The 15873-nt window shown below is 48.5% G+C and carries 21 protein-coding genes; 13 read left to right on the plus strand and 8 right to left on the minus strand.

Translation table 11 applies throughout. The features are described 5' to 3' along the window. Positions 1-44: 44 nt before the first annotated feature. Positions 45-344 carry a 30S ribosomal protein PSRP-3 gene (locus tag AC286M_RS11870; protein WP_488204595.1) on the plus strand — a complete coding sequence of 100 codons (300 nt, stop codon included), beginning with the start codon at positions 45-47 and terminating at the stop codon, positions 342-344. A gap of 160 nt (positions 345-504) precedes the next feature. Further along, positions 505-1602: a site-specific integrase gene (locus AC286M_RS11875; RefSeq protein WP_488204596.1), complete on the plus strand. Its 1098-nt coding sequence runs from the start codon at positions 505-507 to the stop codon at positions 1600-1602. On the opposite strand, the gene AC286M_RS11880 is transcribed toward AC286M_RS11875, so the two are convergent. From AC286M_RS11880 to AC286M_RS11900, 5 genes are all read right to left on the minus strand, one after another. After that, positions 1543-1764, minus strand: a complete 222-nt coding sequence (locus AC286M_RS11880; RefSeq protein ID WP_488204597.1) for a hypothetical protein — start codon at positions 1762-1764, stop codon at positions 1543-1545. The genes AC286M_RS11875 and AC286M_RS11880 overlap by 60 nt on opposite strands. Continuing rightward, complete coding sequence (locus AC286M_RS11885) at positions 1761-2195, minus strand: hypothetical protein (protein ID WP_488204598.1); 435 nt, start codon at positions 2193-2195, stop codon at positions 1761-1763. The genes AC286M_RS11880 and AC286M_RS11885 overlap by 4 nt, the downstream gene beginning before the upstream one ends. A gap of 3 nt (positions 2196-2198) precedes the next feature. Continuing rightward, positions 2199-2399 (minus strand): hypothetical protein, encoded by a 201-nt coding sequence (locus AC286M_RS11890; protein WP_488204599.1) that lies wholly within the window; start codon positions 2397-2399, stop codon positions 2199-2201. After that, a complete protein-coding gene (locus tag AC286M_RS11895) occupies positions 2392-4197 on the minus strand; it encodes an AAA family ATPase (RefSeq protein WP_488204600.1) in 1806 nt (601 codons plus the stop codon). Before AC286M_RS11895 ends, AC286M_RS11890 begins: the two co-directional genes overlap by 8 nt. Before the next feature lie 244 nt (positions 4198-4441). Next, entirely contained in the window at positions 4442-4792 is a 351-nt protein-coding gene (locus AC286M_RS11900; RefSeq protein ID WP_488204601.1) for a hypothetical protein, read from the minus strand. A gap of 108 nt (positions 4793-4900) precedes the next feature. Between AC286M_RS11900 and AC286M_RS11905 the strand changes: the two genes are divergently transcribed. Both AC286M_RS11905 and AC286M_RS11910 read left to right on the plus strand, forming a co-directional pair. After that, positions 4901-5371 carry a helix-turn-helix domain-containing protein gene (locus tag AC286M_RS11905; RefSeq protein ID WP_488204602.1) on the plus strand — a complete coding sequence of 157 codons (471 nt, stop codon included), beginning with the start codon at positions 4901-4903 and terminating at the stop codon, positions 5369-5371. 46 nt (positions 5372-5417) lie between these two features. Continuing rightward, a complete protein-coding gene (locus AC286M_RS11910; RefSeq protein ID WP_488204603.1) occupies positions 5418-5669 on the plus strand; it encodes a KGK domain-containing protein in 252 nt (83 codons plus the stop codon). Between the two features lie 62 nt (positions 5670-5731). On the opposite strand, the gene AC286M_RS11915 is transcribed toward AC286M_RS11910, so the two are convergent. Then, on the minus strand, positions 5732-6079 hold the full coding sequence (locus AC286M_RS11915) for a hypothetical protein (protein ID WP_488204604.1): 348 nt from the start codon (positions 6077-6079) through the stop codon (positions 5732-5734). 39 nt (positions 6080-6118) lie between these two features. Between AC286M_RS11915 and AC286M_RS11920 the strand changes: the two genes are divergently transcribed. From AC286M_RS11920 to AC286M_RS11955, 8 genes are all read left to right on the plus strand, one after another. Next, positions 6119-6484, plus strand: coding sequence for a hypothetical protein (locus tag AC286M_RS11920; RefSeq protein WP_488204605.1), 366 nt, complete (start codon positions 6119-6121; stop codon positions 6482-6484). Positions 6485-7509: 1025 nt separating this feature from the next. Beyond that, on the plus strand, positions 7510-8688 hold the full coding sequence (locus AC286M_RS11925) for a hypothetical protein (RefSeq protein WP_488204606.1): 1179 nt from the start codon (positions 7510-7512) through the stop codon (positions 8686-8688). Continuing rightward, the gene (locus AC286M_RS11930) at positions 8688-10145 is read left to right on the plus strand and encodes a hypothetical protein (protein ID WP_488204607.1); all 1458 of its coding nucleotides are present in this window, start codon (positions 8688-8690) and stop codon (positions 10143-10145) included. Before AC286M_RS11925 ends, AC286M_RS11930 begins: the two co-directional genes overlap by 1 nt. Positions 10146-10493: 348 nt before the next feature. Then, a complete protein-coding gene (locus AC286M_RS11935; RefSeq protein WP_488204608.1) occupies positions 10494-10835 on the plus strand; it encodes a hypothetical protein in 342 nt (113 codons plus the stop codon). A 62-nt stretch (positions 10836-10897) separates the two neighbouring features. Then, positions 10898-11533, plus strand: a complete 636-nt coding sequence (locus AC286M_RS11940) for a hypothetical protein (RefSeq protein WP_488204609.1) — start codon at positions 10898-10900, stop codon at positions 11531-11533. Next, positions 11533-11757, plus strand: a complete 225-nt coding sequence (locus AC286M_RS11945; protein WP_488204610.1) for a hypothetical protein — start codon at positions 11533-11535, stop codon at positions 11755-11757. The genes AC286M_RS11940 and AC286M_RS11945 overlap by 1 nt, the downstream gene beginning before the upstream one ends. Next, positions 11757-12110, plus strand: a complete 354-nt coding sequence (locus tag AC286M_RS11950; RefSeq protein WP_488204611.1) for a hypothetical protein — start codon at positions 11757-11759, stop codon at positions 12108-12110. The genes AC286M_RS11945 and AC286M_RS11950 overlap by 1 nt, the downstream gene beginning before the upstream one ends. Before the next feature lie 21 nt (positions 12111-12131). Continuing rightward, entirely contained in the window at positions 12132-12398 is a 267-nt protein-coding gene (locus AC286M_RS11955; RefSeq protein WP_488204612.1) for a hypothetical protein, read from the plus strand. Between the two features lie 413 nt (positions 12399-12811). Here the strand turns inward: AC286M_RS11955 and atpC are convergent, their stop codons facing one another. Next, complete coding sequence (gene atpC, locus AC286M_RS11960; RefSeq protein ID WP_488204613.1) at positions 12812-13225, minus strand: ATP synthase F1 subunit epsilon; 414 nt, start codon at positions 13223-13225, stop codon at positions 12812-12814. Positions 13226-13364: 139 nt separating this feature from the next. Continuing rightward, a complete protein-coding gene (gene atpD / locus AC286M_RS11965; RefSeq protein WP_488204614.1) occupies positions 13365-14816 on the minus strand; it encodes a F0F1 ATP synthase subunit beta in 1452 nt (483 codons plus the stop codon). A 686-nt stretch (positions 14817-15502) separates the two neighbouring features. On the opposite strand from atpD, the gene groES reads away from it, so the two are divergent. Then, complete coding sequence (gene groES / locus AC286M_RS11970) at positions 15503-15814, plus strand: co-chaperone GroES (protein ID WP_488204615.1); 312 nt, start codon at positions 15503-15505, stop codon at positions 15812-15814. Positions 15815-15873: the final 59 nt, after the last annotated feature.

Raw genomic sequence — 15873 nt, forward strand, 5'->3', positions numbered from 1 at the left:
AAAGGTTTGTAGTCTAACAGTCCAAAATGGCTCTGGAGGTATTCTTGTCAAGGTTCGTACTCAAAGTGCTTTGGCTCGAAGAAAACGTTGCGTTAGCAGTGGATCAGGTTGTGGGAAAGGGCACTAGCCCCCTCACGTCCTATTTCTTTTGGCCGCGAAATGATGCATGGGAACAGCTCAAAGCTGAATTAGAAGGCAAGTCTTGGATTAACGAGACTGAAAAAATTGAAGTCCTCAACAAGGCAACTGAGGTGATTAACTACTGGCAGGAAGAAGGTCGGAAGCGCCCGATGAACGATGCCCAGCAGAAGTTTCCCGAAGTGATCTTCACGGGTAGTTCGTAACCCGTAATACACCTATTTTAGAGCAACGGTATACCAACAGGGAGCGGCATCAAAACCGCTCCCTGTTGCGTTTTGAGCGCTTAAAGTACAAATAAACTAGCACTAATCGGCACTAATCAAACATAATTAATCACTGTTTTTTAGGCCAAAATTTAGTCCAATGCTTGAGGGAAAGATTTCACAGGCAAACGGTAGGCTCAAATCAGCCAAGGTTGGAGTACGGATTGAGCAACGCGGATCGATGCTGGTTTTGCGGGCAACTCTGCCGCCAAAACCAACCAGCAACAAATCCAAGCCCTATCAGCAGAGGTTAGCGATAGGCATCCATGCAAATCCGGCAGGACTCCGGCAGGCAGAGAAGGAAGCGAGAAAAGTAGGAGCGCTGCTGGACTGTGGCGAATTTGATTGGAACGAGTATTTCTCTCCGGCCTCACCAGTGGCACCGATGATCGGTGATGAGATACGGAAGCTTGAGAGACAGTACTTTAAGGACGGTGGAACAATCACCACATGGAACGCAAACTACCAGAGAGCATTTAGAAAACTGGACATAGAACAGCCGCTAGATGTGGCGTATCTAGCGGCTGTGGTGGAGAAGTTGGAATCAGACTCAAAGACCCGTAAGCGTTGCGTGATGGCGTTCAACCGATTATTGAGAAACGCTGGGATAGAGTCTAGCATCTCACATTTAGCGGGAAAGTATTCCCCAAAGCGAGTTAGCCCCCGTGACCTACCCAGCGATGAACTGATTTCGATATATCGCTCAAAGATAGCAAATCCTGGTTGGCGATGGATCTACGGCATGATGGCGACCTATGGCTTGAGAAATCATGAGGTCTTTCATCTGGACTTGAGCGAATTTCCGATCGTGCATGTCATGGATGGGACAAAGACCGGATCGAGAGCGGTTTGGCCGTGCTATCCCGAATGGGCTGAGGATTGGAAGCTAGGCGATCGCATTTTCCCCAATGTCAATTTAAATCGTTTAAATGAGCAGCTTGGACGTGCAGTATCGGCGTATCTATCGCCCAAGCTGCCTTTCAAGCCGTATGACTTGCGACATGCTTGGGCTATCCGAACGGCGATCTTTTCATGGCCTAGTGAGATGGCAGCTCACCAGATGGGGCACAGTCTGAAGGTTCACACCCAAACCTATCAGCGGTGGATTACTGCGAACCATCATCAACAGGTTTATGAGCTACTGGTTGCCAGAGCCGACCGACCGCGCCCCCCAGAACTCCCATCGCTGAATCCATGACGGCTGCCGGACGGCAAAACCAGCTTGCCAGTGCTGGAGCAGTTCGAGGATTCTGGCATCTCGTGTCTCTGAAAGGGTTTCACCGTCTTCAAGAATGAACTCTATGCCAGCAGTTAAACCGCTGTGGGGGCTGGTGTATTCGCGTTTGTAGGCTGCGTTCATAGTGGCGTTACTCCTTGGCTTTGTGAACCCCAAGAAAACTCCCAATCTTCAACCCATTCGGGTTTTGGAATACGTTGGTTAGGGCAATACTGCTCTAAAACATCAGAAAGCTTAAATAAATGTTCATCGCCCGCCTTGGTGAGAGGTTTTAAAACGACTTTTACCTCAAAACCATCGGAAAGAAAGGAATGCAATCTCAAATGAATTCGATGCGGGTCTTTAGCAGGATCCAGGTAAACCACAGACAAATTAACCTGACCAAAATCTAAAGGGAGAGTAGTAGCCTGACCTGTAGAGAACAGAGTAAGTTCATTGAATAAATTGGCTGCATCAGCAGGCTTACGCTCTCTCTGTTCGGCTAGCACTCCAAAAGCCTGCACAATTCGCAGTGGATTTCGCTCTACAAATCGAAGATGAAAATCTTTCAGCATTGTTTAAAAGTCCTCAGTAGATAGCAGTTTCTCGATGTTTTTGACGTGCCATTGGTAGGTAGGCCGGTAGGCTTTGGGGTTTTTGTTGCGGTAGTGCGTGCCAGCTCGAAACAGTTTGGAGCTGTTTCTCAGCAGGAACTGGGGAGAAACACCCACAGCAGCGGCTGCGGCTGATGTGCTGACCCACTGCGATCGCTTAGTCATCGGTTACACCCTCTACCGTCACAGGTGAACCGAAACGAACGTGATTCATCGGGATTTCGTATTTTTTGCCCTGTATCTCTACTCGTGCCCAGACACCCAACTTGCCGCTGTCGGGCAAGATCTTCATGTTTTGGCGTTCGCCTAAAAATTTGGCTCGGTACCAACTGCCGTTTATTTTCGCTTCACAGTTGTGATCGCGATCACTGGAGAGATGATCGGGGTGATCTGGATGATCTGATCGGGTTGGAGGGTGATCATGAGGGTGATCACCTGTAGAACCCTGATTATTAGGTGAGTTTGGGGGTAAGTGATCAGTGATCAGTAGATCTCTAGGATTTTCTTTTGTATTTTCAGGAGATCCGCTGATCAAGCGATCACTTCTATCTGTAATCCTTCCTGTGTCTTTATTACAGAGAGTGATCGGGGTGTCACTGTGACAGTGATCACCTGCGATCACATTTAACGTTTCTTTACAAGCCAAGTAGTAAGCATATCCATTTTGGGTCTTGACACGCTCTACTAACTGCTTCGCATAAAGTTCATAAACTCGTCTACGAACCGTGTTGGAGTTTATCCCGGTCAACTCCGCCAGCTCCCTCGCTGTGAATCGACGGTTTTTATTTTGGTCTTCTCCTAGCCAGAGCAGTAAGCGATCGCTTCCCGCGCTGTCCTCATCTCCCTCTAATCCGAGGTAGTCAAAAGTCAGGGTGTCTTCGTCGAACTCTAGGGAATAATTCCCCGGCAACATTCCCGTTCTCGTTTTGTCCACAACCAGCTTGCGCCTATTGAGTACGTCTCCCTCCCTGAGATTCCAGACTGCATTGGCACTGTTTCTGATTGCGGTTGTGCCCCTCGCTCTCCCCAGTGCGCTGCTGTGATGGATGAGCAGGCAGGTACACGCGAGACGATCTAGTACGTCCGCCAGGTGAAGGAGAGGCCGAGCATATTCTGTGTCATTCTCTGAAAATAGGCAGTTGCGGTTAATGCCAGTTAGGGAGTCAATGAGTAAGAACTCGATCTGCTCTCTTTCTAGGAATCTTGCCAGTAGGGGTAGTTGCTCGATTTGCCACTCGTCCAGTACATCCAGTTCGCCAGACATATCCCTGAGATCTAATCTCTCTTGATACGTCCGCTCTGGCTCGTCTAGCTGTACTAATGCGCATTTGTGGGGGGCCAGGGGAAAGCCCCACAGGTCTCCCCCCTTCATGACTTTCTCTAAAATCTGATAGCCCAGTAGAGTTTTGCCGCTGCCGCCGTCGCCATGTAGAAGGATGAGTTCTCCTTTCACCATCCAACCTGGTACCAACCAGTTAGTTGTGATGTTCTTTTTTCGGATATCCTTCAGCTTTTTAACCTTCAGCTCTCCTTGGGCCAGTAGCGATTTGTTGAACGCTTCCAGCAACTGAGCAGGCGATCGCCTAACCTCTCTGGCCATCTGCTGAATCTTCCACGCCTGGAGGCCCGGATCTTCGATGTTTTCGTAGATGGACTTGATTCGCTCGACTGTTTTGCGGTACTTCACCGCGTCGGCATCAACGCCCAGTCGCTGACCAACGAGCCGTTTGGCGATGCCCTCCACCACTGACGTGCTAACGCCGAATGATTTTGCGATCGCACCTAATGACAGCTCAGGATTTCTGGAGGAGATGGCGGCCTCGAAGATCTCCTTCTCCATCGAATCTTCAATGTGCGATCGCACTGGGTTCGGTTCAAACGCTTGGGCTATCTCCTGAGTTTTGCGGTTGTGTTCGTCCAACCATTGCTTAGCCTCTGCAATTTCTTTATCTTGTCTAGACATAGTTCCTGCTCGAAGTTCACAAAAAAAGCCCCTGGTGGGGCTGCTGTAGGTAGAATTGAGTCCTCATTGAGGATTAGCTCTCAGTGGGTGGTTTGATTGACTTGAGAGAGGTTGCAATGTGTTCAAGGCGTCCTTTATCGGCCTCTGGAAATTTGTAGACCTCTCTCATCACCAGAATTAAAGAATTCTTGAGTGCTATGACTTGCCTCTCCAGTCGCTGAATACGTTGCTCAGGTGTCATCGTTTAGCCCACTAGCTCCATCGGTTTGAGTGCTGCATTCAGAGAAATGCAAGGGGTGACAATAAACGCTTCGTGGCGACAGTGGCCAGGGTATTCGTGCCAATCTGGATCGATGCTGATCGCATAGGTTTCGTTGATGTTGGGAATCAGAATCGCCTGAGTGGGAATGCGCGGCAATGTCGCCACGATGCAGTTGGCGAGCCGGTTCATTTCTCGCTCGATTAGCTGCAAGTCCTTTGGGTCTAAGTCGGGGTGACAGCTCTGGAAATAGAGACGGGAGAACCCCGTTAACCAGGATTTGAGATCTGCTGAATCATGGTTGGTCATTTCTAAAATTGCAAGATCGTGAAACAACTCAATCATGCTACATGAGATTGCATTAACTTGCAATCTCCCTTTTTTCTTCGGCTACATATTCCGAAAAACAGCGTACTTGGCTCCATGTCTAGCTTTTGAGCTAGCTTGTTTAATGTTGGCTCAGAGATGGGGTTGCCATTAAAGTATTTACTCCAGCGTGTTTTATCCATGCCTGAAGCCTCTGATAGCTGGTCTAAAGAGGCTGTTAGGAATTCTGCTAAGTTCATTTCAAGATACTGCAACAACTTGTTAATTTTAGTGCAAGCTTGCAATATGTGTAAGTTGCAAGTTAGTGCAACCCGCTCCATCATTGATCTACTAGATGGAGCGGTAAAAATGGATCAACGTGCTGCTTTGAATCAAACGATAAAACTCTTTGATATAAAGGCTTCTCAGCTCTCTACCCTCTCTGGAGTGGGGGAGAATCAGATCAGCCGTTTTCGTCAAGGAAAAGCCAGCTTGTATGCTGAGACGTTGCAGGCTATTGTCAACGCTCTCCCCGACCAGGCTAGAGCGTACTATTACATGCTTCTGCTATCCAACGGCTCGAACCATCATAAGGATGTTGCGTCCTGATGCAACTAGGGCACTTTAAATCAGATGTTTCTGATTTCGAGTAGACATGGAATTTCACCCGTTAAAACCTGATGTGGTTGTGTCTTATAAAGGCAGTGCCCGACTGGTTTCTGCTCAAACTTTTACTATTGAGGAGTTAAACAAGGTTGTCAGAAGCAATAGAGGGGTTCAGTATGATCAGTGGTTCGACGGCGGAATGCCCTGCACAGTGCTCCGGCCTGGTCAGGGTTGGCAAAAAGGACGATTGAGAATCACTGTTGAGTTTTGCCCAGATGAGTCGGTTACCATTGACGAGTAGCGTTTGACGACATCGTATAGAGAACAGAGCGATCGCACGGGGAAAACTGCGATCGCTCTTTTTCAGTTTTGGTCTTCAAAAATAAAACTTAAGGTTTTGTTCGGAACGCGGCATTGTACTTGGTAATCTGTCGATAATTTGCAGTTTGGATCGTCCAAGATCGATGAAAATTGATTTGATTCTCTTAGGGATACGTTTTGGGCACATCTCCACTTATCCGCATCCCAAACATAAAGCCCTAAAAAAGCGACACCCAGACACTGAATATCTGCCGTTTGTTTATCAATTGGCTGGAGTGTCCACATGTAAGGATGTAACCCCTTTTGCCACTCCCACGCCACCACCCCTAGCACCGCTAATCCGGCAGCAGCAAGTAATCCAAAGCTAAGTAGTTTAACTGTTCTAGTCATCAGTTCTATAATTAGATACTCATTACGGGTTTTCTAATTATGTCAGAACCAACGCTTAATGATGTCTTCGGTACTGGAGCCCAAAGGTTAGCCAGTGGAGCAACAACAACAGAAGCCGGGTTGTTCATACCTGCTTCCTTTTTTATATCTGCGCCCTCTCCTGTGTCTGACTTCTCCACCGCAAATGCAGAGGCTCTTTTTGTTAGCTTACTTACACATCAAACTAATAATTTAAATGAATCTCAGCGCGGTTTAGATACTGTCAATCGCCAAGTTGCAATTGAATATACGGGATATGACATTATTGAAGATGACTTAATTCAAAGCACATATGGCCGCTATTCTTTTGCTGTTTTGTTGTATGAATCGGTAACAATTCCTTCAATTAATGCTGATAATTATTAATTGATATGCAGTCTTGCCCATGTGGTTCTGAGCCTAAATCAAACGCGCCTAGCTCTGTAACTATTTATCTCTCTGAGATGCTGGTTCCGCCATTTATTCAAAGAGTAACGGGTTTTGGCCCTCGCCAAAATGCTCGGCTAGGTGGCAGTTTTCCAACACGAACCTATCAAAATACATTAGCTCTTCAGGGAGCATGGGATATTCTCACTTTTTGTGGGAGTCCAGCGGAATCACATCATAGAGTTACAGGATCTAATCCTGTCTACAGGACTTTAGACCAAATGTTTAACTCTTGGGTTGATTCAAAGTGGAGGCGATTTTGTCAGTGTAAGAAATGCCCACCCAAAGAAGGCGCTTGTATTATTCCGTATGATGTGACAATTTTCTTTCAAGCTTCACGTAGCTTCTCTTGCGCGACTCAAATTAGATCCCTGACTAGGACTGTTTGGGGGCCGGTCACAGATATTCGTTGGGCATGGACAGAACCCCCTCAAACTAATAGAAGATTTGCCATCTATTTCACTCACGGGGGGACAGGTTCTACTCCTATTGCTCCCGCTGAATATGTTTTTAATAACGCTACTAATACTGGGAATAATTGTCCCGATCCTGTAATTGTTGATGTCAATATACAGAGAAACGATGGTTTACCCAGTGATACCCCCTGCCCTGGTCAACCACCACCACCACCACCGCCGCCGCCAATGCCGAGATATCCAAATCCATGCACGTTTTGCGAGTGTAAACCAGAAGTGAAGTATGTTCGAGGGCCAAGAGGCCCGAAAGGAGAAAAAGGTGATCAGGGTGAGCCAGGCCGCAGAGGGCGGAGAGGATTGCCAGGCCCAAGGGGAGAGAAGGGGCTGCCAGGGGAAAAGGGAGAACAAGGGGAGAAAGGAGAAAAGGGTGATGGAATCAAATCCATTAAAACTAGCTTGTCTGTTAACCGTGGCTCTGGCCCAACGTTCCGAGCTGTAAAAGAGGGGCCAGGAAAATTCAGATTAGATCTCAAGTTGCGGATACCAGAGGTGAAAACCTCTCTCTCGATTGCTCCAGCCGGTAGCGATGGAGCCCCAAGCTTTACGGCATCGCCAGAGGGCTTTAACACTCGTCTAAATTTGACCTTGCAGGCAATCGACCTGATCACATCCCTGTCAATTTTGCCGTCTGACTCTGAAGAGAGACCAAAATTTGAAACCTTTAACCAAGGTCAAGGTATCTGGCTCTTAGCGTTGACTCTAAAGGATTTCGACATGAAGCTGATGCGCCGCATTTACGAGATATTAGGTGGCGATGCTTGGTTTGACGAGTCAGAATCTCCCTCGCTGGAATTCAACCCTGAGAGCAGAATCAGGGAATCACGGTTAGCTCACTATGATGACGATGACCAACTCGTCAGCGACACTCGCATTGTCACCAGCTTGTTAGGGCTGCTTAGCTCTCTTTCTGCCGTCGATTACCATCGGCTAGGACATCACCGACTACCGGCGCAAGTGCCAGAAGACATTGCAGATCCAAACACCAATAACATTCGGATCTATGACCATCTGAGCTGGCAAGAGTGGCTATTCAAACAGCTAGACCAAACCATCGGAGCATGGCCGCTAGAGATTGACTATAAAGACCTCTCAGGAGAAAAGCAGACGCTGAAATTTGGCAACTCATCAGAGGCCCTAGCCGAAATATTGGGGCTATTGCTGGCTAATTCATCAGAGGCCGATATCCAGACCGAGCTGGCATTCAAAACCATCACGGAAGTGATCGCTACTCGCAACGTGGCAACTCAAGCCTTTGACTATGCCAAAGGAAATGCCGAGTATCTTGGCTACAAGGGCAATGAGCGGAATAAGCCGGTGAAATACACCATTAACCCTGGTGCAAGGTCTCTCAGCGAGGCTATGAAGGAGTCTACAAAGCGGATGCCCAGATGGGAGAACCAGGACAAAGCCACCATTGCAGATCTGTTAGCCCGAACGCTGATCGCCGCCGAGATCATTAAGTCCGCATTCATGCGTAATCTCAATCCAGGAGACCTGGTTTATGGAGAGGGAATAATAGACCAGGTTAAAGCCGATAGAGCTGCTAGTGAGGAAGGCTGGAGAGAGTTCCTTGACGAGATAAATAACCCGACTGGCGCACGGGTTAACCAGCGCTACCCACGGCCAGAGGTGGACAACCTCGCACAAGAGGAGAATGACCAAAGCTAATGTCTGTTATAAGCATCGCTCGATCGGCTCTCAAATCGCAGGTAGTTCGTCGCGCCATTGGTGAACGGCTGATCGACGTGTTTGCTTCACTGACGGATGTAGAGCAAACCAACGAAGACGGCATCGTTAGCCGAATTTTGGGCATCGGTCGCCGTCTAATTGGTTTCGCCCTTGGCGTGATTAAGAATGTAGTCCGCTGGTTGCTCCGGAATCTGTGGGACATCATTCTTACCTTGAGCTTTGAGATTGCCTATTTCGACTGGAACCAGACAGACGCGCAAATTCAATCTCAGATCAGAGCTAACAATCTGCAGATTGTGGGGCAACTGGGGGAACTTCTCGGAGTGGGGACGGTCTGGTTCGCTTCAATTGCGATCGCCGGTCTGGCCACTCTTAAATGGCCGGTCTTAGCCGGTAAGGTCTTTCTAGACCTGCTAGAGGAGGGAACCGACGAAACTAGAGCCGAATTGAGGGCATTCCTTAGTCAGACCCGAAACAGTCTTGTCCGTAATTTTGTTCTCAGTACGCTCCTATTCGCTCGCAGGCGGGAATTATTCGGGCTGAAGCCGATCACCCAGCAGCGGGAACCGTGGACAATTGCGGGCGCAATTGAGGAGAAGATCGAAGAAATCGAGAATGATTATGTCCGAACCTTCGTAGAGAACTTTGTAGAGGGAGCCGTAGACTCCCTGATTGAGATAGGCTATGTCGTCACCTATTCAATTGAAGACTTCTACCGCTCACAGAAGCTCGCTCAAGAGCAATATCTTGGCCCCCAACGAGGCGTTAAGCTTACTCCCGACAATAGAGCCCCAAATGCCAATATCGTGCTGACAGGGACACAGGAACTCGCAAAACAGAACATTGAAACGACACTTGCTCTCTCCCGTGCTGTCTACGATCGCGATATTGGGCAAGTAGTTGGTATGCCGCTGCCGGATTTTCTGCGCGGAGGAGTCCAGCGCCGGAAGCTAACCATCGTGTGGAAGTCCGTCGAGCGTCCACCGTGGACACCTGCGCCAGGCGCTGAAGGGGTTAAGGAAGTGAGCTACACCATTCCAGAAGTCGAGGTGGGACTAACCTGGAATGAGATTAAAACCGCTGCTAAGTCGTGGACTTGGGGCCGCTGCCGCTGTACTGCCAATCTGGAAGGCGGCCGGCAGATGAGCGTCTATGGTGCAACCGAAACAGAAGCAGAAGACAAACTGAGGGAACTCCACCAGCTCTGCACCAAAGAAATCCTCACCATCTCGGTTTCTAGAGAAGGCGATCGCCATCCCAACTTGAGGAAGGAAGCGGTACGAATGTATCCGGCCTATGCAACGTTGGTAGTGAGGCGACCGACCAGCGACACAGGGGGAATCAAAGACTTATCAGGGCAACCTTATAGTACAGAAACGGTCAGGATTGAACTCTGGCCGAGTCAAGAGCCGTTCGACTTCACACCTATCCCATGAACTTAATTCTTTATCCAAAACTTTCTACATGCAGCCGTCGCGCAATCCGGAAAACTAAAACCAGTTTTGGTAGGACATATTTTTATAAACCTAGAGGCCCGTTGCTAGAGCGGCTTTCCAGAGAGACTGGTTTAGATATTGAGGCGGTTTATAACCAGCTCATGAAAGAAAGGGCCTACTTGGTAACAAACGTGTAAAGAATTGTTAACGGTAAATGCCATGTCTTATTGCCGCGCCCTTAGGGTCGTCTCTTAAGACATACGTATTTATACGTGATTGACGCAGGCTGAAACCCTTGCCTAGAGTTAATTTGCACACCCAAGCAACCCAATCAGGGGGCATCTACTCATGGCAGCAATTATTCCTACTCAACTGTTTCCCGGTTATGAAGAGGTAGCCGCAGGCGGCACCGTAACGGCTGAGTCTATCGTTATTCCCCTATCGGCACTTGGCGGACTAACTTCGGCTGAAGCAAACGCCACTACGGGCGACGGTCGCAAAGTTGCCTTTGAGCTAGCAAAGGCGATGCACACCAATATTCAAGCATTAGCCGAGAATGCTCGTCCTGCTCAAATGCTGACTTCTGAAAGTACCCCGACTGGACAAGGGCCAAACGAAGTTCGCAAGAGCTACACCATGACCTTTGATGTCAACATCGCATCTGTTGATGTAGCAGACGAACCGGCTTAATTACCCCCTAATTTGGCGTTTTAGTTAATAGTTTCTAACACCAATTAGGAGGGTGATTTCTAATGCCAAGTACAAACCAATATGATCCAACACGGGCTGTGTATGTCCAGCCCTACAACGGTTCTCCAATTCTTTATGGATGGAAAACTAATTGTAAAGCAGCTACATCTACAGCTTGCGGACATACTGACGTTAACTTTGCTGCATTGCCTCAAAATTTGATTTTTGGCGCACGCGCTCCTAAACCCGGACGAGCTAGCAGGTTAAACGCAGACGAATACGAATCTAGTTTTTACTTTCACGCGAACTATGCCGCGTTAAAAGCTGATGGTTGGGCAACAACTAGACCGTTTGTTCGTCGGCCTTCAACCTCTAGCCGATCTATCACGGTTTCGGTTTCTACTAACGCAGATGGGAACGCAACTGGGCCAATTAAATATGCCTGGAACATGCCAATTGCCCTCTACAACAAAATTGAGGCTGATTTGGCTGGACTGGGAATTGAGATTCCGTCAGCGGGAGCAACAGATCTAGTGTTTGGGGCTAATTCCCCACGGCCTCCACGGGCAAGCCGGACTTATGCTGGCGCGGGTGGAAATGACATCGTTACCACGTTTGTGGCTCCAGCTCGGTTTGATTCACTCCCCGAAGGTTGGGGCCCGGCTGGCGGTTCTCGTCAATATATCGCGGTAGGTTAATGAGCCAGCTTTTGCTACCAGGTGATCCACTATTCGATGTGGTGTTGTCTACGCCGCTGGATTGGATGCAACAGCATTACTCCAATGGCATAGGGCAACAGTGCGCGATGGTAGCTGATGCAGAGTCAGGCGTTTTGCGTCCTGCCTCTGCATCGGAGCTGGAAGATTACCTCTACGGTGGAGAGTATGACGAGCGCATGGCTGACATTGAGGAGGCACATTAATGCCGTCCTACGTGCCTATGGGCAGTCTCACCCCTTCTCTTGAATGGCAGTTGTGGGATTTGACAACTGACTTAGAAGTATTTCGCATCGCTCAAATTTGGGATGTAAATCCGCAATGGAGGCCGAGAGGAATTATCACTCAGGTCTTTGACGATGATTTTGTATCCCCTGGAATCAAAATCTATGCAAAAGAGGTCACTGAAGATTTAGTAGAGCTGCCGATTCCAAACGCTTACAAAATCTCTGGAGTGACGCTTAGAAAAATTGGTTTTTTGATGTTGCCACCGTACCGACGCTGGATAGTCTCTACTGGTAACTGGCAACTTTACTTAGAAGCTTATGATCCAGCCTGAGAGCTGAGAGGACTTGAGCCAATGGACAACGCAGCAACTGCGATCGCACTCGTCATTTCAATCGCATCGTTTTTGGGCGGGTTAATCATGTGGTATCGCGGATCTGTTGAGAAGCGATATGCAGCCGAGCGTGATTTCAATCACCTAAAACGGAATTATGAGCAACTGGCGGCCAGTCTAGCGGCATTGATGCAAGCTGAAGATGAGCGCTTTGATGAGATCCGGCTCAGGCTCAACAACATAGAGCAGGACATTGAGCGCTACGCTCCCCCAAAATCACACCCCTAACAGCAGAATATCCGGCTTGCTCGTTAGGGTTTCAGCAGTGGGCACAATCAGCAATAGGTGGTCTTTATCAGAGGCTTCATTATTTAGAAGAGCGGATATTTAAGGGGCAAAATCAGCCCTCTCATGAATGGGAATGATCAGCCCTATTTAGGCTAAAATTTAGGCCATTAGTTTAGGCCAAACCTCAAAACGCTTACAGCAAACAGGTTACAAGGTACTATAAGTGGGTAGTTCGTAACCCTTTGGTTTGTAATCCTGGGTGACTATGAACACCGTTGACAGTTAAGCATTTGCAAGATGGGTTAGCGATCGCATAACCCATCATTTGTTAAATAGAGCGACTCAACAAAGCAGAAGCGGGCAGATATCTGCCCGCTTCTTGCCTTTAAACCCATAGGTTTATGAGCCGTAGACTAGACTCTAACCATGCCGCCAGCAGCCTGAAGCCGAGCTCTGGCCCGCTTCATGGCCTGAGTGGCTTGAATCTTAGCCTGACGATCATCGTCGCTGACGCTGTTTAACTTGTCCGTTGCAGACTCAAAGTTTGAGCGAGCTTCCTCAACGTTAATGTTGCTGCCGCGTTCAGCGCTGTTAACCAAGATGGTGACTTCGTCATTTTCAACTTCAGCAAAGCCACCCATGAGCGCGATCGCAACCCATTCTTTATTCTCACGCACCCGCATAACGCCAATATCCAGCGCGGTTAACAGCGGAGCGTGACCTCCCAAAATACCAAGCTGCCCCGTTGTGCTGGGCAAAATCACCTCTTCAGCGGGTGAATCCCAGATCGTTTTATCGGGTGCAATGACACGAACTGTTAATGCCATGATGAATTTGCTTCCAATGTTTGCCAGTGTTTGACGGATGAGTGCTGTGTCGTCGGTTGCAGGAAGTGTGACGCTATTTCGCGATCACACTCCCTACAGCTAACTTGAAGGGTTCATTATCTAGCTTTTAGATATGCCCTTAGCTCTCTTTCATCTTCTCAGCAGCTTCTTTCACCATGTCGATGTTGCCCTTGAGGTAGAAGGCTTGCTCAGGAATATCATCCAGTTCACCATTAAGGATCATCTGGAAGCCCTTAATGCTTTCCTCTAGAGAAACATACTGACCCTGCATACCTGTGAAGACTTCAGCCACGAAGAACGGCTGGGACAAGAAACGCTCAATCTTACGAGCGCGTGAAACGGTCAGGCGGTCGTCTTCAGACAGTTCATCTAGACCCAGAATTGCAATGATGTCCTGCAGTTCTTTGTAACGCTGTAGAGTTGCCTGTACTGCACGAGCGGTGTCATAGTGCTCTTCACCCACAATATCCGGCTGGAGCATGGTGGAGCTAGAATCGAGTGGGTCAACCGCCGGATAGATACCTTTGGACGCCAAACCACGGGATAGTACCGTTGTTGCGTCGAGGTGAGCAAAAGTGGTGGCCGGAGCAGGGTCGGTCAAGTCGTCCGCCGGAACGTATACCGCCTGAATCGAGGTAATGGAACCTTCAGTGGTAGACGTAATCCGCTCTTGCAGGTCACCCATCTCAGTTGCCAGAGTGGGCTGATAACCTACCGCAGATGGCATCCGGCCCAGTAGCGCCGATACCTCAGAACCCGCCTGTACAAAGCGGAAAATGTTGTCGATGAACAGCAGAACGTCCTGCTTGTTGACATCGCGGAAGTACTCAGCCATTGTCAGCGCAGACAGGCCAACTCGCATCCGCGCACCGGGTGGCTCGTTCATCTGACCATAGACGAGCGCTACTTTGGACTTGCTGAGGTCGTCAGCATTGATTACGCCAGATTCGATGAATTCGTTGTAGAGGTCATTTCCCTCACGAGTCCGCTCACCCACACCGCCGAACACGGATACACCACCGTGCTCCTTCGCAATGTTGTTGATCAGTTCCTGAATCAGAACTGTTTTACCGACACCCGCACCACCGAACAAGCCGACTTTACCACCTTGACGATAGGGTGCCAGCAGGTCAATAACTTTGATGCCAGTTTCAAACACCCGAGGCTTAGTTTCTAGCTCAGTCAGCTTAGGAGCACTGCGGTGAATCGGAGAAGTTTTTTCCGTGCTGACAGGCCCTTTCTCGTCTACGGGTTCACCCAGCACGTTAAAAATGCGGCCTAGGGTCGTTTCACCAACCGGAACGCTAATTGCGGAGCCGGTATCAGTCACTTCCATGCCACGGATTAATCCGTCCGTAGAACTCATCGCAACTGCACGGACTTGACCGTCGCCGAGGAGTTGCTGCACTTCGCAAGTCACAGCAACGTCTTGTCCAATCTCATTCTTTCCTTCGACCTTCAGAGCGTTGTAGATTTCGGGCAGCTTGCCGCTGGGAAACTCAACGTCAATGACAGGACCGATGATCTGTGTGATATAGCCAACGTTTGTTTTCTCTGCAGTGGTGACCATGCTCGCGCCTATCTCGTGATTAGCTTATCTATGATTTCTTCTCAGACAAATACTGCTATACGGAATCCGATTTGAAAAGCCCCAAGTGATTTCCGAGCGAAATTCTCGCAGTGCAAGACTTCCACACCAGGAAAGCAGATTTAGCTTTTATCGGCGGATTCGGTAGTAGACCTTCTCAAAGCAACTTCGCGCGGGAATTCTGCGTTTTCGACGCTTTGGCTGCATCAGTTCATCAGTAAATGAATGATAATGATGTCCTTTGCCAAACACGCGGAGCCATATATTCATGGCCGAACGCCACTTTAAGAATCATTTCGATTTTGATTTGCCATTTTATAGAGTATCACTGAACGAATCCCTATTTGAAACGATTCTGCTCTCATTCCGCTCTTTTTAGATCTAGCAAAACACTTCAGTTCGGGAACCCGTACATCGGACTGAGTTGCGATCGCAACTGGGACTTCGCTAAATTAGCACTCAGAAAGCAAGAGTGCTAAATTCTACGCTTCGATATATGATTCGTTCGAACTTAGCACTGACGAAACCCTCTGTACGCGGTTGTTCTTAACGGTTAAGTTACGTTTTGAGTTGCTGGTTCAGTGGGTTTTAGTTTGCGAACAGGCAGCTTTGGTCTGCAACCAGAATTTTGTTCAGTTACTGCAAGTTAAAGAGTTTGGAGAGTTTTTATGGCAGCTGTATCTCTAAGCGTGTCTACCGTGAAGCCCTTGGGCGATCGCGTTTTCGTCAAGGTTAGCGCATCCGAAGAAAAGACCGCTGGTGGCATTCTTCTTCCAGATTCTGCAAAGGAAAAGCCCCAAGTTGGTGAAGTCGTTCAGGTTGGCCCTGGTCGTCGCAATGATGACGGTTCTCGTCAAGAGCTAGAAGTCAAAGTTGGCGACAAGGTTCTCTACTCCAAGTACGCTGGCACCGACATTAAACTAGGCAACGATGAGTACGTTCTGCTTATGGAAAAGGACATCCTGGCTGTTGTCAACTAAGACATTAGGACTTGTAATTGTCCCTCTGATTTTATGTTCATGTTGAGCTGACTTGCACT

It is taken from the genome of Thainema salinarum CENA647 (assembly GCF_057732415.1).

Coding starts and splice junctions, on each gene's coding strand:
- AC286M_RS11935 (WP_488204608.1), top strand. CDS start 10,494: ATGGCAGCAATTATTCCTACTCAACTGTTTCCCGGTTATGAAGAGGTA.
- AC286M_RS11930 (WP_488204607.1), top strand. CDS start 8,688: ATGTCTGTTATAAGCATCGCTCGATCGGCTCTCAAATCGCAGGTAGTT.
- AC286M_RS11955 (WP_488204612.1), top strand. CDS start 12,132: ATGGACAACGCAGCAACTGCGATCGCACTCGTCATTTCAATCGCATCG.
- AC286M_RS11885 (WP_488204598.1), bottom strand. CDS start 2,195: ATGCTGAAAGATTTTCATCTTCGATTTGTAGAGCGAAATCCACTGCGA.
- AC286M_RS11950 (WP_488204611.1), top strand. CDS start 11,757: ATGCCGTCCTACGTGCCTATGGGCAGTCTCACCCCTTCTCTTGAATGG.
- AC286M_RS11940 (WP_488204609.1), top strand. CDS start 10,898: ATGCCAAGTACAAACCAATATGATCCAACACGGGCTGTGTATGTCCAG.
- atpC (WP_488204613.1), bottom strand. CDS start 13,225: ATGGCATTAACAGTTCGTGTCATTGCACCCGATAAAACGATCTGGGAT.
- atpD (WP_488204614.1), bottom strand. CDS start 14,816: ATGGTCACCACTGCAGAGAAAACAAACGTTGGCTATATCACACAGATC.
- AC286M_RS11875 (WP_488204596.1), top strand. CDS start 505: ATGCTTGAGGGAAAGATTTCACAGGCAAACGGTAGGCTCAAATCAGCC.
- AC286M_RS11910 (WP_488204603.1), top strand. CDS start 5,418: ATGGAATTTCACCCGTTAAAACCTGATGTGGTTGTGTCTTATAAAGGC.
- AC286M_RS11880 (WP_488204597.1), bottom strand. CDS start 1,764: ATGAACGCAGCCTACAAACGCGAATACACCAGCCCCCACAGCGGTTTA.
- AC286M_RS11920 (WP_488204605.1), top strand. CDS start 6,119: ATGTCAGAACCAACGCTTAATGATGTCTTCGGTACTGGAGCCCAAAGG.
- AC286M_RS11895 (WP_488204600.1), bottom strand. CDS start 4,197: ATGTCTAGACAAGATAAAGAAATTGCAGAGGCTAAGCAATGGTTGGAC.
- AC286M_RS11915 (WP_488204604.1), bottom strand. CDS start 6,079: ATGACTAGAACAGTTAAACTACTTAGCTTTGGATTACTTGCTGCTGCC.
- AC286M_RS11945 (WP_488204610.1), top strand. CDS start 11,533: ATGAGCCAGCTTTTGCTACCAGGTGATCCACTATTCGATGTGGTGTTG.
- groES (WP_488204615.1), top strand. CDS start 15,503: ATGGCAGCTGTATCTCTAAGCGTGTCTACCGTGAAGCCCTTGGGCGAT.
- AC286M_RS11890 (WP_488204599.1), bottom strand. CDS start 2,399: ATGACTAAGCGATCGCAGTGGGTCAGCACATCAGCCGCAGCCGCTGCT.